This window comes from Alphaproteobacteria bacterium (assembly GCA_030739735.1).
Classification (GTDB): domain Bacteria; phylum Pseudomonadota; class Alphaproteobacteria; order UBA7887; family UBA7887; genus UBA7887.
Map to the genome: position 1 here is coordinate 95,867 of JASLYQ010000003.1, position 22,115 is coordinate 117,981.

The 22,115-nt window shown below is 62.8% G+C and carries 22 protein-coding genes; 9 read left to right on the forward strand and 13 right to left on the reverse strand.

Features of this window, described 5'->3' with window-relative positions:
* The first annotated feature begins 200 nt into the window (after nucleotides 1-200).
* Nucleotides 201-1,739, forward strand: coding sequence for an MMPL family transporter (locus QF629_02855; GenBank protein MDP6012474.1), 1,539 nt, complete (start codon nucleotides 201-203; stop codon nucleotides 1,737-1,739).
* Nucleotides 1,740-1,775: 36 nt separating this feature from the next.
* A complete protein-coding gene (locus tag QF629_02860; protein ID MDP6012475.1) occupies nucleotides 1,776-2,504 on the forward strand; it encodes an MMPL family transporter in 729 nt (242 codons plus the stop codon).
* A 121-nt stretch (nucleotides 2,505-2,625) separates the two neighbouring features.
* Here QF629_02860 and meaB read toward each other — a convergent pair whose 3' ends face one another.
* Both meaB and scpA read right to left on the reverse strand, forming a co-directional pair.
* A complete protein-coding gene (gene meaB / locus QF629_02865) occupies nucleotides 2,626-3,606 on the reverse strand; it encodes a methylmalonyl Co-A mutase-associated GTPase MeaB (protein MDP6012476.1) in 981 nt (326 codons plus the stop codon).
* Complete coding sequence (gene scpA, locus QF629_02870) at nucleotides 3,603-5,747, reverse strand: methylmalonyl-CoA mutase (GenBank protein MDP6012477.1); 2,145 nt, start codon at nucleotides 5,745-5,747, stop codon at nucleotides 3,603-3,605. Before scpA ends, meaB begins: the two co-directional genes overlap by 4 nt.
* 74 nt (nucleotides 5,748-5,821) lie before the next feature.
* Here scpA and QF629_02875 point away from each other — a divergent pair, with 74 nt between their 5' ends.
* The 3 genes from QF629_02875 (at nucleotide 5,822) to QF629_02885 (ending at nucleotide 7,420) form a co-directional block, all read left to right on the forward strand.
* Nucleotides 5,822-6,754 carry an alpha/beta hydrolase gene (locus tag QF629_02875; GenBank protein MDP6012478.1) on the forward strand — a complete coding sequence of 311 codons (933 nt, stop codon included), beginning with the start codon at nucleotides 5,822-5,824 and terminating at the stop codon, nucleotides 6,752-6,754.
* The gene (locus QF629_02880) at nucleotides 6,751-7,029 is read left to right on the forward strand and encodes a rhomboid family intramembrane serine protease (GenBank protein MDP6012479.1); all 279 of its coding nucleotides are present in this window, start codon (nucleotides 6,751-6,753) and stop codon (nucleotides 7,027-7,029) included. Before QF629_02875 ends, QF629_02880 begins: the two co-directional genes overlap by 4 nt.
* Before the next feature lie 100 nt (nucleotides 7,030-7,129).
* Entirely contained in the window at nucleotides 7,130-7,420 is a 291-nt protein-coding gene (locus tag QF629_02885) for a rhomboid family intramembrane serine protease (protein ID MDP6012480.1), read from the forward strand.
* Here the strand turns inward: QF629_02885 and QF629_02890 are convergent.
* The 7 genes from QF629_02890 to QF629_02920 all read right to left on the reverse strand — a co-directional run bounded on the left by QF629_02890 (nucleotide 7,417) and on the right by QF629_02920 (nucleotide 15,160).
* Nucleotides 7,417-10,551 carry an error-prone DNA polymerase gene (locus tag QF629_02890; protein MDP6012481.1) on the reverse strand — a complete coding sequence of 1,045 codons (3,135 nt, stop codon included), beginning with the start codon at nucleotides 10,549-10,551 and terminating at the stop codon, nucleotides 7,417-7,419. The genes QF629_02885 and QF629_02890 overlap by 4 nt on opposite strands.
* Nucleotides 10,548-12,038 carry a DNA polymerase Y family protein gene (locus QF629_02895; GenBank protein ID MDP6012482.1) on the reverse strand — a complete coding sequence of 497 codons (1,491 nt, stop codon included), beginning with the start codon at nucleotides 12,036-12,038 and terminating at the stop codon, nucleotides 10,548-10,550. The genes QF629_02890 and QF629_02895 overlap by 4 nt, the downstream gene beginning before the upstream one ends.
* Nucleotides 11,953-12,696, reverse strand: a complete 744-nt coding sequence (locus QF629_02900; GenBank protein MDP6012483.1) for a hypothetical protein — start codon at nucleotides 12,694-12,696, stop codon at nucleotides 11,953-11,955. The genes QF629_02895 and QF629_02900 overlap by 86 nt, the downstream gene beginning before the upstream one ends.
* Nucleotides 12,697-12,815: 119 nt before the next feature.
* Nucleotides 12,816-13,211: a DUF3306 domain-containing protein gene (locus tag QF629_02905; protein MDP6012484.1), complete on the reverse strand. Its 396-nt coding sequence runs from the start codon at nucleotides 13,209-13,211 to the stop codon at nucleotides 12,816-12,818.
* Entirely contained in the window at nucleotides 13,204-13,677 is a 474-nt protein-coding gene (locus QF629_02910) for a DUF3305 domain-containing protein (GenBank protein ID MDP6012485.1), read from the reverse strand. The genes QF629_02905 and QF629_02910 overlap by 8 nt, the downstream gene beginning before the upstream one ends.
* 9 nt (nucleotides 13,678-13,686) lie before the next feature.
* Nucleotides 13,687-14,292, reverse strand: a complete 606-nt coding sequence (mobA, locus tag QF629_02915) for a molybdenum cofactor guanylyltransferase MobA (GenBank protein MDP6012486.1) — start codon at nucleotides 14,290-14,292, stop codon at nucleotides 13,687-13,689.
* A complete protein-coding gene (locus QF629_02920; GenBank protein ID MDP6012487.1) occupies nucleotides 14,282-15,160 on the reverse strand; it encodes a formate dehydrogenase accessory sulfurtransferase FdhD in 879 nt (292 codons plus the stop codon). Before QF629_02920 ends, mobA begins: the two co-directional genes overlap by 11 nt.
* Nucleotides 15,161-15,227: 67 nt before the next feature.
* On the opposite strand from QF629_02920, the gene QF629_02925 reads away from it, so the two are divergent.
* The 4 genes from QF629_02925 (at nucleotide 15,228) to cutA (ending at nucleotide 18,715) form a co-directional block, all read left to right on the forward strand.
* Complete coding sequence (locus tag QF629_02925) at nucleotides 15,228-17,198, forward strand: 4Fe-4S binding protein (protein MDP6012488.1); 1,971 nt, start codon at nucleotides 15,228-15,230, stop codon at nucleotides 17,196-17,198.
* A gap of 261 nt (nucleotides 17,199-17,459) precedes the next feature.
* Entirely contained in the window at nucleotides 17,460-17,927 is a 468-nt protein-coding gene (locus tag QF629_02930) for a tetratricopeptide repeat protein (GenBank protein MDP6012489.1), read from the forward strand.
* Nucleotides 17,928-17,936: 9 nt separating this feature from the next.
* Nucleotides 17,937-18,401, forward strand: coding sequence for a macro domain-containing protein (locus QF629_02935; protein MDP6012490.1), 465 nt, complete (start codon nucleotides 17,937-17,939; stop codon nucleotides 18,399-18,401).
* Complete coding sequence (gene cutA / locus QF629_02940) at nucleotides 18,398-18,715, forward strand: divalent-cation tolerance protein CutA (protein ID MDP6012491.1); 318 nt, start codon at nucleotides 18,398-18,400, stop codon at nucleotides 18,713-18,715. Before QF629_02935 ends, cutA begins: the two co-directional genes overlap by 4 nt.
* Nucleotides 18,716-18,878: 163 nt before the next feature.
* Here the strand turns inward: cutA and QF629_02945 are convergent, their stop codons facing one another.
* The 4 genes from QF629_02945 to QF629_02960 form a co-directional block, all read right to left on the reverse strand.
* Entirely contained in the window at nucleotides 18,879-20,141 is a 1,263-nt protein-coding gene (locus QF629_02945; protein MDP6012492.1) for an O-acetylhomoserine aminocarboxypropyltransferase, read from the reverse strand.
* A 78-nt stretch (nucleotides 20,142-20,219) separates the two neighbouring features.
* On the reverse strand, nucleotides 20,220-20,768 hold the full coding sequence (locus QF629_02950) for a CoA-binding protein (protein ID MDP6012493.1): 549 nt from the start codon (nucleotides 20,766-20,768) through the stop codon (nucleotides 20,220-20,222).
* Between the two features lie 77 nt (nucleotides 20,769-20,845).
* The gene (locus tag QF629_02955) at nucleotides 20,846-21,307 is read right to left on the reverse strand and encodes a CoA-binding protein (protein MDP6012494.1); all 462 of its coding nucleotides are present in this window, start codon (nucleotides 21,305-21,307) and stop codon (nucleotides 20,846-20,848) included.
* Nucleotides 21,304-22,110 (reverse strand): enoyl-CoA hydratase, encoded by an 807-nt coding sequence (locus QF629_02960; GenBank protein MDP6012495.1) that lies wholly within the window; start codon nucleotides 22,108-22,110, stop codon nucleotides 21,304-21,306. Before QF629_02960 ends, QF629_02955 begins: the two co-directional genes overlap by 4 nt.
* Nucleotides 22,111-22,115 lie beyond the last annotated feature (5 nt).

Consider the following 22,115-nt stretch of genomic DNA (forward strand, 5'->3'; position numbering starts at 1 on the left):
TAGAAGCAGATGGGTTGCAACAAGAATTTAGGTTTTTACCCTTGGGCAGCAGCGCTTTAATTTTGGCTGATAACTATTGGCAATATTTGGTGCGGCGCTCATAAACTCTCAGGCGAGGAAAGGCGAGATATGGCGAAGGTCGGCTGGCGAGGTGGCAAATAATCGACGACGATGATGTCGTCGCCTATGGGCAATGGGTCGTGCGCCGCCGCTGGCTGGTCGCTGGCCTGTCGATCGTTATCGCCATTTTGTTGGCAAGCGGTGGGCGATTTCTTACGTTCTCGACTGATTACCGCGTTTTCTTCAGCGAGAAGAACCCGCAGCTCACGGCGTTCGAGACACTGCAGAACGTCTATTCCAAGGACGATAATCTGCTGGTCGCGATAAAGCCTGGGGAAGGAAACCTGTTTACCGCCGAGACCCTGGCGACAGTGGCGGCGTTTACCGAGGCTGCTTGGCAGACCCCGTTCTCGACCCGTGTCGACTCTCTGACCAACTATCAGCACAGCGAGGCCGATGGCGACGACTTGATCGTGGAGGAGCTGGTTGATGCCGATGCCGAACTCGGTGCGGAAGCACTCGCCCGGATCAAGGCGATTGCTCTTGCCGAGCCCCTCATCGTCGATCGCCTGACCAACCGTGACGGGCGCACAGCAGGCGTCAACATCACTATGATGTTCCCCCAGGCCAATATGACTGAAGTACCGGCTGTCATGGCACATATCCGCGCCCTGGTGGCTGAGTTTGCTGCAGCGCACCCCGAACTGCAATTCGTAATCAGCGGCAACACGGCGTTGAGCAATGCGTTTGCCGAGCTCAGCCAGTCGGACATGGAGAGCCTCGTGCCACTCATGTACGGCGCCCTGGTGCTCGTTATGATCTGCTTTCTGCGCTCGGTGGTGGGCACCATTGGTGCGGTGGTCGTGATCGGGCTGTCGGCCGCCGCAGCTATGGGCTTTGGCGGCTGGATCGGCGTGGTGCTGACGCCGCCATCGGTGACTGCGCCGACGATCATCCTCACCGTGGCTGTTGCCGACTCGATCCACATCCTGTCAACCATGCTGAAGGAGATGCGCCTTGGGCGTGGGCGTCATGAGGCCATCGTTGAGGCTCTGCGCATCAACATGCATCCAGTATTCCTTACCAGCCTGACCACCGCCATCGGCTTCGCCAGCCTGAATTTCTCCGATGCGCCGCCGTTCCGCGATCTCGGCAATCTCACGGCCTATGGAATTATTGCGGCTTGGCTCCTGTCGGTGACCCTGCTACCGGCGCTGATGGCGTTGCTGCCCGGCGGTGCCCGCGTGCGCGAGACCAAGGGCCCCGATATGCTTGAGCGCGGCATGGCCTCTCTTGCCGAGCTTGTCATCGCTAGGCGCAAGCCGCTGCTCTGGGGCACTAGTGCTGTGATCGTGGCACTCGTGACGATGATCCCGCGTATCGATCTGAACGATGCCTTTGTCGACTATTTCGACCGCGGTGTGCCGTTCCGCGATAACACGGACTTCATCATGGAGAACCTGACGGGCATCTACCAACTACACTATTCGCTTTCCGCCGGCGAGGCCGGAGCGATCGCTGAGCCGGACTATCTGGAGCGCGTAGACGCCTTTGCCGACTGGTTCACTGGGCAACCGGGGGCGCTGCATGTGAACAGCATCACCGATGTCATGCGGCGCCTAAACCGCAACATGCATGGCGACGATCCGGCGTACAATACGCTGCCGGACGATCGGTAACTTGCTGCGCAATATCTATTGCTGTACGAATTATCTTTGCCATACGGTCTGGATCTCAATAACCAGATCAATGTTGATAAATCGGCAACGCGTGTCGTAGTGACGACAGAAAACCTTACCACGCGAGAGTCCCGGGCTTTGATGGCACGCGCCGCGGTCTGGCTCGACAGGAATTTTCCGACTGCGAGGAAGGCCGAGGCAACGGGTCCTGTGGTCATGTTCTCCTACCTGTCGGAGCGCAACATCAACAGCATGATCCTCGGCACCATTGTCGCCATTCTGCTGATATCGACTTCGCTGATTCTGGCCCTGCGCGACTTGCGCCATGGCCTGGTTAGCTTGATCCCCAACACCGTGCCGGCGCTTATGGCCTTCGGCTTTTGGGGCATATTGGTGGGCGAGATCGGCGTTGCGGCCTCGGTTCTCGGTGCGGCTAGCCTCGGTATTATCGTCGATGACACAGTGCATTTTCTGAGTAAGTACCTGCGCGCGCGCCGTGAGCAGGGACTGTCGGCGGAAGATGCCGTCCGCTACGCGTTTGCTACGGTCGGTGTTGCCCTGACCGTCACTTCCTTTGTCTTGGTCGGAGGCTTTTCCGTACTTGCCCTATCGAACTTTCTGCCCAACGAGGTGATGGGCCTCATGATGGCTATCGCGATCGCCTGCGCGCTGCTGGCCGATTTCTTACTGCTGCCGCCGTTGCTCATCGCCATGGACGCAGGGAAGCGCTCGGCGGCCAATGCCAGTACCCGATCAGAACCGTAAGGCACGGAGTAGCCGCTGCGATTGTGGCCACGGAGCTCGTGCCGCCACTACTTTCCGGCACTTCCGTGACAGTGTTTTCACGTTACAGCAGGTTATGCGGGGCTACCCCTAGCAGCCGGCGTCAGCTCTCGGCAAGAAATGCGGCCAGCAAATACGCTGCTGCGGCGGTGGGACTTTCGTGGCCTTCTGATACGGCGTTCTCGACCTCGGGCAGGCAGGCGGCCACGGCGGGGGAGGTGCGCAAGCGTGCTGCGAGGGTCTCGCTGACTTCTGACCACATCCAAGCGAGCGCCTGTTCCGAGCGCCGTGCGGCCAGCTCGCCGGCGGTATCGAGCGCTTCTCGGTGGGCCTCGACGGCCTGCCAAACCTCGGGGATGCCGCCTCCCTCCAGCGCCGAGGCGGCGAGCACCGGGGCGCGCCAGTGGGGTGACGTCGAGCGCAACAGGTCGAGGGCGTTCTGGTAGTCAGCGCGGGTGCGCAATGCGATATCGGCCAAGTCTCCGTCGGCCTTGTTCACTACCAGCAAGTCGGTGCTCTCGATGATGCCGCGCTTAATGCCCTGTAACTCGTCACCGGCGGCAGGCGCCAACAGGAGCACAAACATGTCGACCATGTCGCGCACGGCGACCTCGACCTGGCCGACGCCGACGGTCTCGACGATCACCACGTCGAAGCCCGCTGCCTCGCAAAGCAGCAGCGCCTCGCGGCTGCGTCGAGCTACACCGCCGAGGCTTCCGCCAGAGGGGCTGGGGCGAATGAATGCTTGCGGCGACCGGCCAAGTTTCTCCATGCGTGTCTTGTCCCCGAGAATCGAGCCGCCCGCGTGGGCGCTGGTGGGGTCAATGGCAAGCACGGCAAGGCGGTGTCCGGCCTTAATTAGCTGTGTGCCGAGGGCCTCAATGAATGTCGATTTGCCCACCCCGGGCGCACCGGAGATGCCGAGCCGGATGGCCTTGCCGGTGTGCGGCATGAGAGATTCGAGCAGTGTTGTGGCGTCCGCACGATGATCGGTGTGGGTTGATTCAATGAGTGTGATGGCACGGGCGAGCGCCCGGCGGTCGCCGTTGCGGATTGCTTTGGCACGGTCTTCGGCGTTACTCACGCCGCACGCCGGCGCGCCTGAAGTAGGCCGAGAATCTCGCTCGCGGCAGCGGGGATGTTGGTTCCGGGCCCGAATATCGCACCGACACCGGCTGTCTTCAGCTCAGCGTGGTCGGGCTCGGGGATGACGCCGCCGCAAACTACGAACACGTCGCCCGCGCCTTGCGCACGCAGGCTCTCAATCATTTCCGGCACCAGCGTCTTGTGGCCGGCCGCCTGGCTGGAGATACCGACGATATGCACGTCGTTCTCCAGGGCCTGCCGCGCCGCCTCTTCTGGGGTCTGGAACAGCGGTCCGATGTCGATGTCAAAGCCGAGGTCGGCAAAGGCAGTGGCTATGATCTTGGCGCCGCGGTCATGGCCATCCTGGCCGAGCTTGACCACCAGCATCCGTGGATGCCGGCCCTCGTGCTCTGTGAAGGCGGCGACCTGGCTACGAATTTTAGCAAGATCCTCGTCCGGGTAAGCCGCACCATAAATACCTGTCACACCACCTGTTGAGGCGGTGTGGCGACCATATTCCTTCTCTAGCGCCATGGAGATCTCTCCCACCGTGGCACGTGCCTGCGCCGCATCTACCGAGAGTGCCAACAAGTTGCCGTCACCGCTGGCCGCTGCGGCCGTCAGCGCGTTGAGCGTCGTTCGGCAGGCGGTCTCGTCGCGCTCGCGACGCACCCGCTCCAGTCGTGCTACCTGGGCAGCGCGCACGGCGCTGTTATCGATCTGCAGGATGTGCATGGGCTCGTCATGCTCGGGCGCGAAGCGGTTAACCCCGACGATGACTTCCTCGCCGCGGTCAATGCGCGCCTGGCGCCGTGTCGCTGATTCCTCGATCCTTAGCTTGGGCATGCCGGCGGCCACCGCCTTGGTCATGCCGCCCATCGCCTCGACCTCGTCGATCAGCGCGCCCGCGTGCTCGATCAGGCTTGCGGTCAGGCTTTCAACGTAATACGAGCCGGCCAGCGGATCAACGACGGCAGGGATGCCTGTCTCGTGCTGCAGGATGAGCTGCGTGTTGCGTGCAATTCGTGCCGCGGACTCGCTCGGCAGCGCTACCGCCTCATCGAGCGCGTTAGTGTGCAGTGACTGGGTGCCGCCGAGCACGCCCGCCAACGCCTCGATGGTTGTGCGCACAACATTGTTGGTGGGGTCCTGTGCAGTCAGCGAGACGCCTGAGGTCTGGCAATGGGTGCGCAACATCAGCGAGCGCGCATCCTCGGGCGAGAATTCGGCACGCATGCGCTCGGCCCAGAGGTAGCGGGCGGCGCGTAGCTTGGCGATCTCCATAAAGAAATTCATGCCGAGGCAGAAGAAGAATGAAAGTCTCGGTGCGAACTTGTCCACTGGCAACCCGCTGGCGATCGCAGCGCGCACATATTCGAGCCCATCGGCAAGCGTGAAGGCAAGCTCCTGCACGCAGGTCGCGCCCGCCTCCTGCATATGGTAGCCCGAAATCGAGACCGAGTTGAAGCGCGGTATGTGCTCGGCCGTATAGGCGATGATGTCGGCGACGATGCGCATTGAGGGCTCGGGCGGATAGATGTAGGTGTTGCGAACCATAAACTCTTTGAGGATGTCATTCTGGATGGTCCCGGATAGGGTGGCCGGTGCCACACCCTGTTCATCCGCTGCGACGATATAGCCCGCCATGATCGGCAAAACAGCGCCGTTCATGGTCATTGAGACGCTCATCTCGTCAAGCGGAATGCCATCGAAGAGGATTTTCATGTCCTCAACCGTATCGATGGCTACGCCCGCCTTGCCGACATCGCCGGCGACGCGCGGATGGTCGGAGTCGTAGCCCCGATGGGTCGGAAGATCGAAGGCAACCGAAAGCCCCTTCTGACCACCGGCCAGGTTCTTCCGGTAAAAGGCATTGGATTCTTCGGCCGTTGAGAAGCCAGCATATTGCCGCACCGTCCACGGCCGTTGCGCGTACATGGTGGCACGCGGCCCGCGCACATAAGGTGCGATGCCGGGCATGGTGTTCAAATGTGCGAGGCCGTCCAGATCGTCCGCCGTATAGAGCGGCTTGACATCGATGCCTTCCAGCGTTGCCCAGGTCAGGTCGTTGAGCGTGCGTCCCTTAAGCTCACCCGCGGCGGCGGCCTGCCAATCGGCTGTGATTTTGCCAGCGGTCATCCATTTCCTCTTTCTCTGGCGCGGCGGCGGCGGAGTCTATAGCTTTTTCGGAACCGCGAACAGGGGAGGGAAACGTGAGTCTGCATCCGCAATTGATCGAGTTCCTGGCTAGGCTCGAAGAGGCCGGCTATCCGGACCAGACCACCGTGCCATTGGACGAGGCGCGTCAGATCACTGTCGATCGTGCGCAACGTTATTACGGCCCCGAGGAGCCTGTCGGGCGGGTGCTTAATTTCGAAATACCGGGACCTGCTGGGGCCTTGCCAGCACGCCTCTATGCGGTTGCCGGCGAGCATTTGCCGGTGGTGGTCTACTTCCATGGCGGTGGCTGGGTGCTGGGCGACCGCGACAGTCACGATAAGGGCGTGCGCGCGCTGACAAACGCGGCCGGCTGCCTGAGTATTTCGGTGGAATATCGCCTGGCACCGGAAAACTCGTTTCCGGCCGCGGTAGAAGACTGCTATGCGGCTTTGTGCTGGGTGGCGGAGAACGCCGGGCGGTTCGGTGGCGATAGTTCGCGTCTGGCCGTCGCCGGTGACAGCGCTGGGGGCAATCTCGCCACCGTTAGTGCTCTGATGACCAAGGCTGAGGGCGGACCTGATCTCGCTTTCCAGCTGCTCATCTATCCCGTGCTCGACAGCGCGCTGGATACGCCGTCGGCTCGGGAGCATGCTGAGGGACCGATGCTGACGGCCCAGCGCATGGCGTATTTCTGGGATGCCTATGTGCCGAATGCGGCGGACCGAGTTGATTGGCGCTGCGCGCCATTGCGCGCACCCGACCTCTCGGGTCTACCGCCCACCATGATCCTCGCCGCGCCTAACGATCCCTTGTACAGCGAGGGCGAGGCCTATGCCGCACGCCTGGCAGAAGCTGGCGTTGCGGTTGAGCATGTGCCGATGCCGGGCATGTGCCACGCTACCTTCCAAGCACCAGCTCTGCTCGAAGAATCGCGCCGCGGCATCGATCGCGCCGGGGCGGCGCTGAAAAGCGCCTTCGCAAGGTGATTCCGCTTCACGACGACAATCCGATACAATCCATCCCTATCATCACGATTGCACTGATCGCGGTATGCGGCGTTGTCTTTCTTGTCCAGGTTACGGCCGAGCCGCGCGCGGCGATAGAGCTGATCTATCGCTTCGGAGTCATTCCGACGGTGTTGTTGGGGGACACCGAGTTGCCCGAAGCGCTCGGTGCTTTGCCGGCCTGGGCGACCGTGGTCTCGTCCATGTTCCTACATGGGGGTTGGCTGCACATGCTCGGCAATATGCAGTATCCCTGACTGTTCGGAAACAATATCGAAGACGCCATGGGGCATGGTCGCTTCGTCGTCTTCTACCTGGTCTGCGGTATTCTGGCGACGCTGGCGCACGGCATCGCCGATGCCTGGTTCGGAGATCCCCACCATCGGAGCCAGTGGCGCCATCTCTGGCGTGCTCGACGCCTATCTCGTGCTGTATCCCCGCGCGCGTGTTCTGGTGTTGATCTTTCTTGGCTTCTTTGTGCAGACTGTGCGTTTGCTGGCGGTAATCGTGCTCGGCTTCTGGATCGTGCTGCAACTGTTTAGCGCGGTTACGCAATCGACCGAGGCGAGCGGCGTTGCTGTCTTCGCCCATATTGGTGGCTTTGTAGCTGGCATGGCGCTGATCAATTTGTTCAAACGCGGAGTCTAGTGGAAGTCTCGCGAGGCGACGGGAATGGCGTTGCTCTTGGCGAGAAGGTCGAGAAGACATGAGAGGTCGGTGACGTGCTTAGCTATGATGTGGGTGACCAGTCCCTCGCGTTGCAGGGTACCGTCCACCACGAGCAAGCGCGAACTCAGCACGGTGCGGCGATAGCGCTCAAAGACAGGCGGCCAGACGATGATATTGGCAACGCCGGTTTCGTCCTCGAGCGTGGCGAAGACCACGCCTTTTGCCGTGCCTGGGCGCTGGCGTACCAGCACCAGACCGGCGACCGTGACGCGCTTGCCGTTGGCCAGCTTGGCTAGGCGCTCGGCAGGGACGTTTCCGCGTTCGCCAAGCGTCTCGCGCAGTAGCGCTAGGGGGTGGGCCTTCAGCGACAGCCTGAGAAAGCGGTAGTCATCGCTAACCTCTTCACCGAGCTCGGCGGCAGGCAAGGTTACGGCCGGCTCGAAGTCGGCGACCCCGTCGCCGTGGTGGGGCTCGGCGGCAAACAGTGGCAGAGGTGGGGCCTCCAGGCCCTTGACCGCCCAGAGTGCCTGGCGTCGGGTTAGGCCAACTGAGCCGAAGGCATCGGCCTCGGCGAGACGGTTGAGTACCGTGGCCGGTAGACTTGAACGCTGCCACAGCTCGCGGATGCTGCGATAGCCTTCGCTGCGCAGTGACACCAGCCGTGCGCCCTCGTCCTTTGAAAGGCCCTTGATATGGCACAGGCCCAGGCGCAGGGTGACGCCGTCGGTGCTTGCTGTTTCAGGCTCCAGCGTGCAGTCCCATTCGCTGGCGTTTATATCGGGCGGGCGCACGGTGACGCCGTGCTCGCGGGCATCGCGTACCAGCTGTGTCGGGGCATAGAAGCCCATCGGCTGGCTGTTGAGAATAGCGGCCGCGAAGGCGGCAGGATAATGGCATTTAAGCCAGGCTGAAACATAGACTAGAAGCGCGAAGCTGGCGGCATGGGATTCCGGAAAGCCGTATTCTCCAAAGCCTTCAATTTGCTTAAAGCAGCGTTCGGCAAAGTCGCGTGGATAGTCGTTGGCGACCATGCCGTTAACCAACTTCTCGTGGAACTCGTGCACCAGGCCTGCTTTGCGAAAGGTTGCCATGGATCTACGCAATAAATCAGCTTCATTTGGCGTGAAGTCGGCGGCGACCACGGCGATGCGCATAGCCTGCTCCTGAAATAGCGGCACGCCGAGGGTCTTGCCGAGCACATCGGCCAGCTCAGGTGAGGGGAGGGCCACGTCCTCCTCGCCATTGCGTCGGCGTAGGTAGGGATGCACCATATCGCCCTGAATGGGGCCGGGGCGAACTATCGCTACCTCGATCACCAGGTCGTAGAATTTGCGCGGCTTGAGGCGCGGCAACATCGACATTTGGGCCCGGCTCTCGACCTGGAAAACGCCGACAGAATCCGCCCGACAGAGCATGTCGTAGACGGCCGGATCCTCGGGCGGCACATCGGCAAGCCCTAGCGGGAGGTTGTGGTGGGCGGCGAGCAGCGCTAGCGCCTTGCGGATGCAAGTCAGCATGCCGAGGCCGAGTACGTCGACCTTGAGCATGCCGAGCACATCGATGTCATCCTTGTCCCATTGGATGACCGTGCGGTTTTCCATCGCCGCATTCTCGATGGGCACACTGTCGGATAAAGCACCGCGGGTGATGACGAAGCCACCGACATGCTGCGAGAGGTGGCGGGGAAAGCCGATCAGCTCGCCCGCCAGATCAAGCGCGAGGCACAAGCGCCGGTCTGAACCGTTGAGGCCAAGCTCTGCAAGCTGCTCCCCTGACGGCAACTCGCGGCTGAAGCTCCACAGGCCCTTGGCCAGTGCCGCCACCAAATCGAGCGATAGCCCCATTGCCTTACCCACCTCTCGGATGGCGCTGCGGCCGCGATAGCGGATCACTACCGCGGTTAGTCCGGCGCGCTCGCGGCCGTATTTCTCGTAGATGTACTGGATAACTTCTTCGCGGCGCTCATGCTCGAAATCGACGTCGATGTCGGGCGGCTCGTCGCGTGCCGTCGAGATGAAACGCTCGAACAATACGTCGTGACGGTCCGGGTCGACGGTGGTAATGCCGAGGCAGTAGCAGACCGCCGAGTTGGCTGCTGAGCCGCGCCCTTGGCAGAGGATGTTACGGCTGCGGGCAAAACCGACGATGTCGTGCACGGTAAGGAAATAGGGGGCGTAGGACAGCTCAGCGATCAGTGTGAGTTCGTGGTCGAGCTGACCCTGCACTTTGGCCGGAACACCGTCCGGGTAGCGCTCGCGTGCTCCTGCATCCGTTAGCATGGCTAGGTGGCTGTCAGGAGTCTCGTCTTCCGGCACTACTTCGTCGGGATATTCGTAGGTCAGCTCGTTGAGAGAAAAATCGCAAGATTCAGCGATGGCAATGCTCTGTTCGATGGCGTGCGGATAGCGGGCGAACAGACGCGCCATCTCGTCGCCACTCTTAAGGTGGCGTTCGGCATTGGTGGCAAGGCGCAGACCCGCCTCGTCGATGGTGCAATGCTCGCGGATGCAGGTTAGTACGTCGGCGAGCCGCCGCCGGTTGGACAGGTGATAGCACACGTTGTTGGTGGCGACGAGCGGCAGGTCGACGGCCTCGGCCAATTCGGCCAGGGTTGCGAGACGATCCTCGTCGTAGCCATCGAAGCCATGGCTTGCGGCGAGGTGGCACTGCCCGCGATAGCGTTCGGCAAGTGCCGTCACGGCTTGCACGAAGCCGGCATCGGGAACGCCGTCAGGTGGCAGCAGTACCAGGATTTGGTCTTTGGCATGCTCCACCACATCAGCCCAGGTGAGATGGCATTCGCCCTTCGGCGCGCGGCGCCGGCCGAGAGTGAGCAGGCGTGACAACCTGCCATAAGCGGCGCGATCGTGCGGCAGGCAGAGTGCGCTCGGCCCGTCGACAAGGTCGAGTCGGGCGCCGATCAGCAGCCGGATATTGGCCTCTTTCGCAGCCGCATGCGCCCGCACTATGCCAGCTAGGGTGTTGCGGTCGCACACCGCCAAGGCCTCGATGCCGAGCGCCGCCGCCGTCGCCACCAACTCATGTGCGTGCGAGGCGCCTTCCAGAAAGCTAAAATTGCTGACGGCCTGCAGCTCAGCATAGGGGGTCACCCAAACACTCCATGTAGGTACCAGCGTGGCACCGGCGCGGCGGGGTGGTTGTAGGGGCCTTCACGATAGAGCCAGAAGCGGGCGCCGGTGATGTCCTCGACGCGGTAGTAGTCGCGCAAAGGCGCGTTCTCGTGCCACCACTCGTCGGCGATGCGCTCGGGCCCGCTGGCGCGGGCCACCTGGAAAATCTGACCGTGCCAGCGGAATAGCATGGGTGAGCCATCGGGCACCACCGCTACGGCCTCGATGGCGAGCGGCGGCTCGAACAGGCGTACTGGGCGTTGGTGTGGTGGCCAGGTGGCGTGCACTGTGTCGAGCGCAGCGCGGCGGATGACGGTACGCTCGGGGTAGTGACTGGCGCGTGGGGTGAGGCGCATCACAGCGTTTGTGCCGAGGCGATTGGTGAGGCGGTCGACGAGGGCGGCAAGGTCGTCGGAATCGTACGCACCTGCGAGATCACCCTGGTGTGCGGGCAGGGGATCGCTGGTGCTAGCAGCAAGCGTCACCACCTCGATGCCGGGGCTAGTGTTGAGGCCGTCGAGTTTTTCCGCCAGCAACCGCATCAGGGTGGCCTCGTCGCGGCTGGCCCGGCTGGTACCGACGCGCAAGCTTGTCGCCGTGCCGTCGATACGGAAGACGGTGGCGACAAGGCGGCGGACGCCGCGTCCGGCCCGCGCGAGATTGGCACAAAGCTCCGTGAGCAAGGCATCCATCGTGGCAGCGAGCAAGGTGGCATCGGCGATCGGCTCGGCGAAGGCGCGGCGTGCTTCATGCGTGGCCGGTGGTCGGCGCGGTGAGATCGGCTCGTGAATGCGCCCGAGCGCCTGGTCGAGGCGGCACGTCAAAACCTCGCCGAAGCGCGCGACAAGGGGGGCGCGCGGTAGGTGGCAGAGGTCGCCGATGTGCCCTAAGCCGACGCGGGTGAGCCCAGCGGCGGTCTCTTTGTCGAGCCTGAGAGCGGCGACAGGGAAGGCTGCTAGCGCTGTTTCGGCCTCGCTGTGGGCGACCACGCCGCCCTTGCCGAAGCGGGCCACAGCCCAGGCTGCGCCGGGACTATCGGCTAGCGCGGCGCGGGCATCGTAATGGCGGCGAACGTCGGCAAGCAGGCGGTTGAGCAGCGTTTCCTCGCCGCCGAACAGGTGGGCGCAGCCGCTGATATCGAACCACAGTGCGTCCGTGCCGCAGATCGCGACCCAGGGCGAAAACCGCAAAGCCCAATCGGCCAGCGCCTCAAGCGCGTGCATCGCCGCTATGGGCGCGGCCGGTGCGGTGGCGAGGCTTGGCAGCAGGGCTCGCGCGTCGGTCAGCGTCATGCCAGGTCTCAGCCCGGCCGTTTCGGCCGTGCGCGAGGTCGCCGCCAGACGCTCGGTCCCGGCCGCCACCACCACCAGCGCGAAAGGCTCAGCCGGCGCGGCGGAGGTTTGCGAGCGCCGTTGCGCGACGTCGGTTTGCCAATGGGGTAGCCAAAGCGAAATCACCCGTCTCATGGGTCCAGTCGAGCCTCCATTGCCGCGGAGCCGACCCGCCCCGGCAATGGGCCAAGGTGAGCCGCCAGCGTGTCATGCCGGGAGTGTCGCCGATGCTCGGCTGCGTCGGTGCCGGTGCCACCCGCCAGCGCGTGGTTGCGGTCGCTGCGCCCCGGGCGTTGGCCGGGGTCAACAGCAGGCAGGCGGTGTCGCGCTCGCGCGCGGCAAGGTGCAAGCGCCGGCTGGCGACGAGATCGGTGACATCGCTTTCGCACACCACTGCTGCTAGACAGTCCGCACGTAGGCTTTCCTCGGTCACCCACAGCGCCTTGGTGGGGCACCGCGCGCGCACTACGAGCAGACGGGAAGGGTCGAGACCGAAGGCCGGAAGCCCCGGCGCATAGAGATTATTGCTGCCGAGGCACCAGAGCACCAGCGGCCGCGCCGGTGTGGCGAGATGTGCCGCCAGCGCCGCGGCAAAGCCCGTAGCGGCTCCGCCTATTACCGTCTCGCCGGTGATCTCATGCAAGGCGCCACGCACCAGTCCGCCGCCGGGCAATGCGTCGTCTATCGCCGCCACACCAAACGGTACCAGTGTGCCAGGCGCCTTTGTCCCGCCTAGTTCGATGGCCCGGATCCGCGCCTGCAATGTTGCCAACCCGGCAGGCCGCCGTTGCATGATATCTCTTACTCCATATTTGTTCTCTTTTTGTTCTAATCGGAATTAAGCAACGGAGTCAAACGGAGTCTCGATTTCCGCAACCGCAATATGGCCTGTGTGTGATCGAGACTTGTGTATCAGACCTTGGTCTCGTTCTCGTCTTCGTCCGGTAGCGTCTCTGCGGTTTTGGGCTCTTCTTCTTCGGCTATTTTCTCGACCGCCTTAACAAAGCCTTTGCCAACCTCGTAGGCGGTGCGCACCATCTGGCCGACGCCGAGAGTGCGAAAATCGTCGTCGTAGTCGTTAAGGCCATCAAGATTGGCGAATATGGGATCGCTATTCCACAGCTTACGCAACGCGGCACGGCGCAGCGCCGCGGGTACGCGGCGGTCGAGAAAGGGAGTGAAGTCCGAGTCCGTCGTCAGTTCATCGATGGGGGGGAGCGCGGCGACCACCTCCTCCTCGGAGCGCTCGTCGGCTGCCGCTTCCTCGACAGCCTCTTCGGGGCGCTCGTCTTCGCGGTCGTCAGCCATGGCGCGCGCCTTTGCGCTTGCGCTTGATGAAAGGCTGGTCCACGTGATGTCGATCGATGAAGTGACCGACCAACGCCGTTACTTCAGGCGGCATGGCCACGGCCTCCACGCGCTCGTCGCTATCAACATCGTAATCCTCGGCCTCGTATGGGCAGGCTGTGACCACGAAGGGAAGTGGCGGCTGGTCTTCCGCCTCGCCCGGGCGCAGGCCGATGAAGACCTTCGGCAGGGTTTGCGAGAGGTTTACGCGATAGCCCTCGGTCTCCTTGCGGTGCAGGCCAAGGGGCAAGGTAGCGACGTGGTACAGGGTCGCCTCGCCATCGCGGCGCATCTCGCGCGGGCGAGTCAGTGGCGCCGCCCCTGGAATAACTGTCACCGCCCGCCACGACCACACGGCCCAGGGGTGATCGATCGGTCGGCGCTCCAGCACCACGCCGAGCGCCATGGTTTCCTGTGGGGCGGACATGCGGGGACTTTAGCCGATACGGGCGAGAATGTCCTCGGCGCGCGCCAGGTCGTCGGGTTTGTTGGCGTTGAAGAAAGGATCGTAGCGGTCTGCCTCGAAAGCGACCTCGGCCAGGCAATAGCGTGCGGTCCAGATATCGACCTTGCGGACACCTTCGTCCTGCATGGCGTGGCGCAGGTCTTCGCGCAAGACCACCGGCCAGAGCGCGAAGACCGGATGCACGCGCCCGTTCGAGCTAGCGCAGGCGATATCCGCGCCGTCTTCGATGGCAGCGGCGAGGCGCGCTACGAGATCGGCCGGAAAGATCGGTGCATCGGTGGCGAAACTCGCAACATGGCTGGCATGAGCCGCTGCCCAGTCCATCCCCGCCAAGACACCGGCTAGCGGTCCGGCATGGTTGGCGATGGTGTCGGCAATCACTGGCAGGCCAAAGGCCGCGAAGCGCGCCGCATCGCCATTGGCATTGATCGCAAGCGTCGCGATCTGAGGCTCTGCGCGCGCGATGGCATGGGCGAGCAGGGGCTCGCCAGCCAGCTCGCACAAACACTTGTCGCCACCTCCCATGCGCCGCGCCTTGCCCCCGGCAAGCAGCACGCCGGCGATACTACTCGGCATCCTGGGGCTGGCTGCTTTTGCGCCGCACGTGCGCTGGCTCTTCCGCTACTGTCTCCGGGTCGGCGTCGAAGATGAGGCGGTGTTCGCCGGCCAGGGCGACGAAGCGCTTGCCGCGGGCGCGGCCGATCAGGGTAAGGTTGGCCTGGCGGGCGAGCTCAACGCCCCAGGCGGTGAAGCCTGAGCGTGAGACGAGGATGGGGATGCCCATCTGCACGGTCTTGATGACCATCTCACTGGTTAGCCGGCCGGTGGTGTAGAAGATCTTGTCGGCCGCTGCTACGTCGTGGGTGAACATGTAGCCGGCGACCTTGTCGACCGCATTATGGCGGCCGACATCTTCCATGTAGAGTAGCGGTTTGTTTTCTCTCGCCAGGACACAGCCGTGAATCGCGCCGGCCTCGAGATAGAGGCTCGGTGTGGTGTTGATAATCTTGGCTAGGGCGTAGAGCCAGGAGGTGTGCAGGCTGCCTTGCGGCATGCACGTGTCTTCAAAATTCTCCATCAGGTCGCCGAACACGGTGCCCTGGGCGCAGCCCGAGGTGCGCGTCTTCTTTTTGAGCTTGTCTTCATAGTCGGTCTCGCGCGCGGTGCGCACTACGACTACGTCGACCTCCTCATCATACTCGATGGCGCTGATCTCGTCGTCGTCGCGCAGCATGCCCTGATTGCGCAGGAAGCCGACCGCCAGGTAATGGGGGTAATCCCCGATCGTCATCATGGTGACGATCTCCTGGGCATTGAGGAACAGCGTGAGCGGGCGCTCGACGATAACTCGCGTTTCGACTGCCTTGCCGCTCTGGTCGACACCGCGGACGGTCTCGGTGAGATGGGGAGCCTCGGGAATGGGCTTAAGTTGGTAAGAGTCCATCACGTCACTATGCCTCGGGTTCCACGCCTGTCAAACTGCGGGGCTGGGAGACGAGGGAGACGGACTGATGAAGATCGGCGGGCGCCGGGTGCTGGTTTGCGATTGCGCCGGCAGCATGGCGGTGGATGGCGAGGCGATCGCGCGCGCTTGCGAAGCTGATGCAGCGCCGCGGCTGCATTACGCGTTGTGCCGTGCCGATTTTGCCGCCTTTGAGGAAGCGGTGGGGCGCGGCGAGCCTTTGCTGGTGGCGTGTACACAAGAGGCACCACTGTTTTCCGAGGTGGCCGAAGATGCTGATATTGCCTTCCTCAACATTCGTGAGCGCGCCGGCTGGGCGCGCGAGGGCGATAGCGCCGGGGCGAAGGTGGCGGCCTTGCTTGCCGAAGCTGCCGTGCCCCAGCCACTGACGCCGGCCGTGACCTTCGAGTCCGCGGGCGAGGTTGTGGTCATCGGCCGGGACGAGCAGGTATTGGCCGCTGCGGAGCGGCTGTCTGGGCGGCTGTCTGTGCGCCTTCTGCTGGCGCCCGGGGTCGATGTGATGCCGCCGCTGCTGGCGCGCTTTCGCATCCACAGTGGGCAGGCGATATCAGCGAGCGGCCATCTCGGTGCCTTCTCACTGGTCGCAAACGGCTATGCAGATGCCGACCCCAGCTCCCGTAGTTGGCTGGCCTTCGGCCCACCTCGAGACGGCGCGACGCTCGACGCCGATCTAATCCTCGACCTGAGTGGTGGCACGCCGCTATTTCCAGCCCATGCCACGCGCGACGGCTATATGCGCCCTGATCCGGGGGATCCGCTGGCGGTCGAGCGCGCTCTGTTTGATCTGGCGGATATGGTGGGCAAGTTCGACAAGCCCCGCTACGTCGCCTTCGATGGCACCCTTTGTGCCCATAGCCGCAGCCGCAAAACGGGTTGCACGCGTTGTCTCGATGTCTGTCCCACCGGCGCCATCGTCCCGGCCGGGGACAGCATCGCCATTGACGCTGCGGTCTGTGCCGGCTGTGGTGGCTGCGAGACCGTCTGCCCGACAGGGGCCGTCGCCTATGCCCTGCCATCCGGCGAGACACTGACGGATCGGCTGCGCGCCTTGCTCACCACCTACCGCCGGGCCGGCGGCGAGGCGCCCGTGCTGCTGCTGCACGACCTCGCCGAGGGCGAGGCCTTGATCGCCGCCATCGCACGCTTCGGAGACGGGCTGCCGGCCAACGTCCTGCCCGTGGCACTCGACAGAACAACCGCATTGGCACCCGACGTTCTGTTGGCAGCTGCTGCTTTCGGGGCAGGGCGGGTGTTGATCCTTGTAGGCGGCCGTCAGGACGAGGCCCGGACTGGGCTCATGCAAGCCGTCTCGCTGTGCGAGTTCATCCTCCAAGGCTTCGGCTATGGCGCCGGGTGCATAAGGGTCATGGATGAGCGCAGCCCGGACGGGCTTGCCGTGGCGTTGTGGGAGGATGCCGAAACCTTGGCTTATACCGATTTCGCACCATTGGGCAGCAAACGAGAGCGTATTGGCTTGGCATTGGCGCATCTGCACTCTCACGCACCCCGGCCAGTGGATGACCTTGCCTTACCGGCCGGCGCTCCGTTTGGCGCTGTTCGCGTCGATGCCGAACGTTGCACGCTGTGCCAGTCCTGTGTCGGTGCCTGTCCGACCGGTGCCCTCTCGGACAATCCTGATCGGCCGCAGCTCGGCTTCACGGAGGCACTGTGCGTTCAATGTGGGCTGTGTCGAACAACCTGCCCGGAGGATGTTGTATCGCTAACACCGCGCCTGCTGTTTACGGCGGCGGCGCGCGAGCGGGTCATTTTGTACGAAGAGGAGCCATTCGCCTGCACTCGTTGCGGGAGGCCTTTCGGTGTGGTCTCGGTCGTCGAGCGCGTGTTGACGCAGCTCGCCAGGAATCCGTTGTTCGCGGGCGACGAGGCGGCACTCAATCGTGTCCGCATGTGTGAGGATTGCCGTGTCGCGGTGCAGTTCGAAGCCGAGGCGCCCATGGCCGGGCCGAACCGACCCTTGCCGCGGACGAGTGACGACTGACCGGGATGCTGTTCGCGACAAGGGACTTCCGCACGGGTTAGAAAGAGCGCGGCTATGGCCTCGTCGATCACGCTCTTTGCAAGCATTGTGACGATGCTGCCACAGCAATCATCGATGCATTGGCGATAGGCATCCGGCTCGGCCGCGTCTTTCGGTTGGAGGTGCGCGAGCGGCGCCGCCATTGCGGTGAAAACCCCCAGATGGCTAAGATATAGCAGATAGCTGGAAACTCTTGTTGCGCTTCGCTAATCTGTCGCCGTGATGATACGAATTTTCTTTGTTGCGCTGGTCCTGGCGCTTGCTGTTGCCCAATCCGGCCACGCCGCGGACGAGGCCTGGGCGGCTATCGAACGTGGCAATCTCGACACCGCCATCGCCGTTTGGCGACCGCGGGCGGCGCGAGGCGATGTCAACGCCATGCTCGGACTGGCACACGTTGCCGCGATGCAAAATGATGATGCGGCTGCCGCAGAATGGTACCGTCAGGCCGCCGTGCGCGGCAACGGGGAGGGCTGCGTGCTGCTCGCCAGCGCCTATTTGGAAGGACGCGGCGTGCCTCGTGATCCGGTGCGCGCTTACGCCTGGTACGACTTGGCGGCGCGCCGTGGCCATGCCAACGCGGCGCAGGCACGGGATTTTGCCGCCGAGTGGCTTAGCCCGGAGCAGGTTGGCTTGGCCCGCTCGATGATCGTCAGATGGCATGAGGACGATTTCGCCAGCGCCCGCTAGGTGCCCTTCATGAGCGGCCATTTGAGCCTCCTAGCCGCCGATATAACGATCCTTGCGGTCGACGCCATTGTCAATGCGGCAAACGAATCACTGTTGCCAGGTGGCGGTATGGACGGCGCCATCTGCCGTGTCGCAGGGCCGCGCCTGACCGGGGCTACCAGTTGCCAGCGGCACGGGTCATTCATACGCTGGCGCGACGGCAAGCAGGGCGAGCCGGAGGCGTTGGCTAACTGCTACCGCAACAGCCTCGTCCTGGCGGCTGAGAACGCCATCCGCAGCATCGCTTTTCCCGCTATATCAACAGGTATTCACGAATTTTCTGCCGAACAGGCAGCGGCGATCGTGGTCGACGAACTGCGCGTTGGCCTCGAACGACATTCGACGATCGAGCAGGTGTTGATGGTCTCGTTCGGCGAGCGTGATCACACTATTCTGAGCCAAGCCTTGGCGGTGGCGGAAAGGAACGGCCCATGACGGATGCCATGCTGGTCTATGTCACGGCGAAGTCCCGTGACGAAGCCTTCGCCCTGGGTCGAGCGTGCGTCGAAGCGCGTCTGGCGGCATGCGCCAATGTCATTGACGGCATACATTCGGTCTATCGTTGGCAGGGTGCAGTGGAGGAGGCGGACGAAGCGGTACTGTTGTTAAAAACGCAAGGGTCTTGCCTGGAAGGCCTGACAAGGCTGATTCAGGTGCAGCACGCATACGACTGCCCCTGCGTAGTGGCGGTTCCGGTGCTTGGCGGCAACCCGGATTATCTGGCCTGGATTGCAGAGTCCTGCGATTAGCTAGACGTAGTGGATCAGCGTTCCCATCAGGTCGTTGCGCCGCCAGCCTCGTCGCGAAGCTAGCCCCATCGTTCATCGCAATAACGTGTGTTCTCTCCATTCTGCATGATTCATGCGGAGGGTTCGCGAGCGAGGTCAAACTCGTCCCCAATCGGTGCGGTGGTCACACCTTTGCCAGGGCTTGATCGAGATCGGCGATAATGTCCTCGACGCTTTCGATACCGATCGACAAGCGCACCACATCGGGCCCAGCTCCGGCACCGATCTGCTGCTCCTCGGTAAGCTGGCGGTGCGTCGTTGAGGCAGGATGCAAAATCAGGCTGCGCGTGTCGCCAATATTGGCGAGGTGAGAGAACATGTTCACCTCGTCGACAACGGTCAGGCCGGCGTCGAAACCGCCTTTGAGGCCGAAGGTGAACACCGCCCCGGCTCCCTTGGGCATGTATTTTTTGCCGAGCTCGTAATAGGGACTCGATTCCAGGCCCGAGTAGGACACCCAACTCACCTTGGGGTGCTCCTCGAGCCACTTGGCCACCGTTAGGCTGTTCGAGCAATGACGCTCCATGCGCAGTGGCAGTGTCTCAACGCCCTGGAGCAGGTTCCACGCCGCCGTCGGATTGAGGGTTGGGCCGTAATCGCGCAGGGCCACCGCGCGCACTTTCATGGTGAACCCGAAATCGCCGAAAGTCTCGGCGAAGACCAGGCCGTGATAGGCGGGGTCCGGCACTGAGAGGGCAGGGAACTTGTCGTTTTGGCGCCAATCAAACTTTCCAGATTCGACGACAATGCCGCCCATGGTGTTGCCATGGCCGCCTATGAACTTGGTCGTCGAGTGCACCACCAGATCGGCCCCCCATGCGAAGGGCCGGCAGAGATAGGGCGAGGCCAGAGTGTTGTCGATCACCAGCGGAATGCCGTTCTCGTGCGCGATGGCTGCTACGGCCTCAAGATCGACAATGATGCCGCCGGGGTTGGCCAGGCCTTCGAGAAAGATGAACTTGACCTTGTCGGTCATCGCCTTCTGAAAATTTTCCGGGTCGGTCGGGTCGACGAAGTGACACTTCCAACCGAGCTTCGGAAAGCTGACACCAAACTGGGTGACCGAGCCGCCGTAGAGGTTACGCGAAGAGATGAACTCATCGCCCTGTTGCATGAGCGTTGCGGCGACTAGGAACTGGGCCGCATGTCCGCTCGCTGCTGCCACTGCGCCGCGTCCGCCTTCGAGCGCTGCCACGCGCTCCTCCAACACTGAAACGGTCGGATTGGTCATGCGCGAATAGACGTAGCCGAAGGTCTGTAGGTTGAACAGCGAGGCGGCATGGTCGGCGTCATCGAAGACGTACGATGTCGTCTGGTATATCGGTGTCGAGCGCGCGCCGGTGGTCGGATCCGGCCGCGCACCGGCGTGGACCGCCAAGGTCTCCATGCCGAAGGCTCGCGGCGTTTCCTTGCCGCCTGGAACGTTCGAGACGACTTCGTCGATGGGGGTGCTGCTCATGGATATCTACCTTGGGGGTCTGAGGGTCTTAGCGGATATGATAGCGGAATTGATGCCGCTCCAGCTCAACTCACCAGACAAGCGGGCATACTCGATTTTCGGGCAGCGGTTCATGACCACCTCGAGGCCCGCAGCCTCGGCCAGTTCGGCTGCCTTGTCGTTGCGCACCGTCAGCTGCATCCACAGTACCTTTATGCCCTTCTCATCCTTGTTGGCGATCACTTCCTTAGTGATTTCCAGAGCTTCCTCTGAGGTGCGGAAGATATCGACCATATCGAGCTTGTCGGGCACATCTAAAATGCTGGCATGGACCTTTTCACCGAGGATTTCCTCGCCGGCCCGGGCCGGGTTTACTGGAATCACGCGATAGCCCTTCTTGGTCAGGTACTTCATCGCGTAAAAGCTCGGCCGCTTCCAGTGGGTGCTGGCACCAACCATGGCAAAGGTGCGGATGCTGGTTAGGATGCGGCGCAGCTTTTCATCCGTATAGAAATCATGCTGCGGTAAATAGATGAGGTTGTTGTCGCTGGTCTCGCGCGCGAGGGGCAATACTATGTCGGCCACCTTGTGATGTTCTAGTTTGGAAGTGGGATGTCTCGCAAACGGCAGTAATATCTAAACTGTGGCGATACCTAGGCTGCGGCGCTACGGCTGTCAACTTTGCGTTGGTCGGGTCCGCCGAGCAGGCGGAAGTGCTCGGTCTTTATGCAGCGATCGACGATGATTTCTATGCCGGCATCCGTAGCCTTGGCGGCGGCTTTATCGTTGCGCACGCCCTGCTGCAGCCAGATTACTTTGGCGCCGACGGCGATCGTCTGATCGACGATGTTGGCGACCGCATCGGAACGGCGAAAGACATTGACCAGATCGATCGGTTTTTCGATATTGGCAAGGCTACCGTGAACTGGACGACCCAGTATTTCCCCATCCACCGCATTCGGGTTCACTGGGTAGATACGATATCCCATCGCTTGGAGGTATTGCATGATGCGGCAACTCGGCCGTTCCCAGTCGGTGCTGGCACCGACCACCGCGATGGCCCGCGTCCGGCTAAGAATACGGGTCAGACGGGTGTCGTCGTCGCTGCCGCTCATTCGCCGCGCCAGACCGGCTTGCGTTTCTCCAGAAAGGCGTCGATGCCTTCCTCGGCGTCGCGCTTGAGCATATTCTCGGTCATCACCTGGGCGGTATAGGCATAGGCGTCGTCGAGCGGCATCTCGAGCTGCCGATAGAACGCCTCCTTGCCGATGGCAAGGCTGACGGGCGATTTGTTGGCAATTTGGCCGGCCAGGCCTGCAACTGTTTCATCCAGGTCATCCGGTGTCACGACGCGATTGATCAGGCCGTTTTGGCGCGCGGTTTCGGCGTCAACCATGTCGCCGGTCAGTAGCATTTCCATCGCCGCCTTGCGGCCGGTGACGCGGCTCAGCGCAACCATCGGTGTCGAGCAGAACAAGCCGATCTTGACGCCCGGCGTGGCAAATTGCGCAGCGCTCGACGCTATTGCAAGGTCGCAGGTCGAGACCAGCTGGCAGCCGGCCGCCGTGGCGATGCCGTGCACCTTGGCGATGACCGGTTTGGGCAGGCGCGTGATGGTGATCATCAGGCGGCTGCATTGGGTGAACAGCGCCTCGTAGGTCTGGCGCGACGGATCAGAGCGGATCTCCTTGAGGTCGTGACCAGCGCAGAAACCTGGGCCGGCTCCGGCAATCACCACGACCTTGACCGAGTTGTCTTTGGCAATGGCATCGAGCGCCGCCTGCAGGCTGGTCATCAGGCCGACCGAGAGCGCATTGCGCGCTTGCGGGCGATTAAGCGTGATGATGGTGACGCCGTCGGCTCCATCTTCGCGCAAGACCAAATTTTCTGCGGCTTGCTCCGCGGTCGCGGTTGACATCTTCT

Coding starts and splice junctions, on each gene's coding strand:
- scpA (MDP6012477.1), bottom strand. CDS start 5,747: ATGACCGCTGGCAAAATCACAGCCGATTGGCAGGCCGCCGCCGCGGGT.
- QF629_02885 (MDP6012480.1), top strand. CDS start 7,130: ATGCCTGGTTCGGAGATCCCCACCATCGGAGCCAGTGGCGCCATCTCT.
- QF629_02895 (MDP6012482.1), bottom strand. CDS start 12,038: ATGAGACGGGTGATTTCGCTTTGGCTACCCCATTGGCAAACCGACGTC.
- QF629_02900 (MDP6012483.1), bottom strand. CDS start 12,696: ATGCAACGGCGGCCTGCCGGGTTGGCAACATTGCAGGCGCGGATCCGG.
- QF629_02905 (MDP6012484.1), bottom strand. CDS start 13,211: ATGGCTGACGACCGCGAAGACGAGCGCCCCGAAGAGGCTGTCGAGGAA.
- QF629_02910 (MDP6012485.1), bottom strand. CDS start 13,677: ATGTCCGCCCCACAGGAAACCATGGCGCTCGGCGTGGTGCTGGAGCGC.
- mobA (MDP6012486.1), bottom strand. CDS start 14,292: ATGCCGAGTAGTATCGCCGGCGTGCTGCTTGCCGGGGGCAAGGCGCGG.
- QF629_02920 (MDP6012487.1), bottom strand. CDS start 15,160: ATGGACTCTTACCAACTTAAGCCCATTCCCGAGGCTCCCCATCTCACC.
- QF629_02925 (MDP6012488.1), top strand. CDS start 15,228: ATGAAGATCGGCGGGCGCCGGGTGCTGGTTTGCGATTGCGCCGGCAGC.
- QF629_02930 (MDP6012489.1), top strand. CDS start 17,460: ATGATACGAATTTTCTTTGTTGCGCTGGTCCTGGCGCTTGCTGTTGCC.
- QF629_02935 (MDP6012490.1), top strand. CDS start 17,937: ATGAGCGGCCATTTGAGCCTCCTAGCCGCCGATATAACGATCCTTGCG.
- cutA (MDP6012491.1), top strand. CDS start 18,398: ATGACGGATGCCATGCTGGTCTATGTCACGGCGAAGTCCCGTGACGAA.
- QF629_02945 (MDP6012492.1), bottom strand. CDS start 20,141: ATGGAGACCTTGGCGGTCCACGCCGGTGCGCGGCCGGATCCGACCACC.
- QF629_02955 (MDP6012494.1), bottom strand. CDS start 21,307: ATGAGCGGCAGCGACGACGACACCCGTCTGACCCGTATTCTTAGCCGG.
- QF629_02960 (MDP6012495.1), bottom strand. CDS start 22,110: ATGTCAACCGCGACCGCGGAGCAAGCCGCAGAAAATTTGGTCTTGCGC.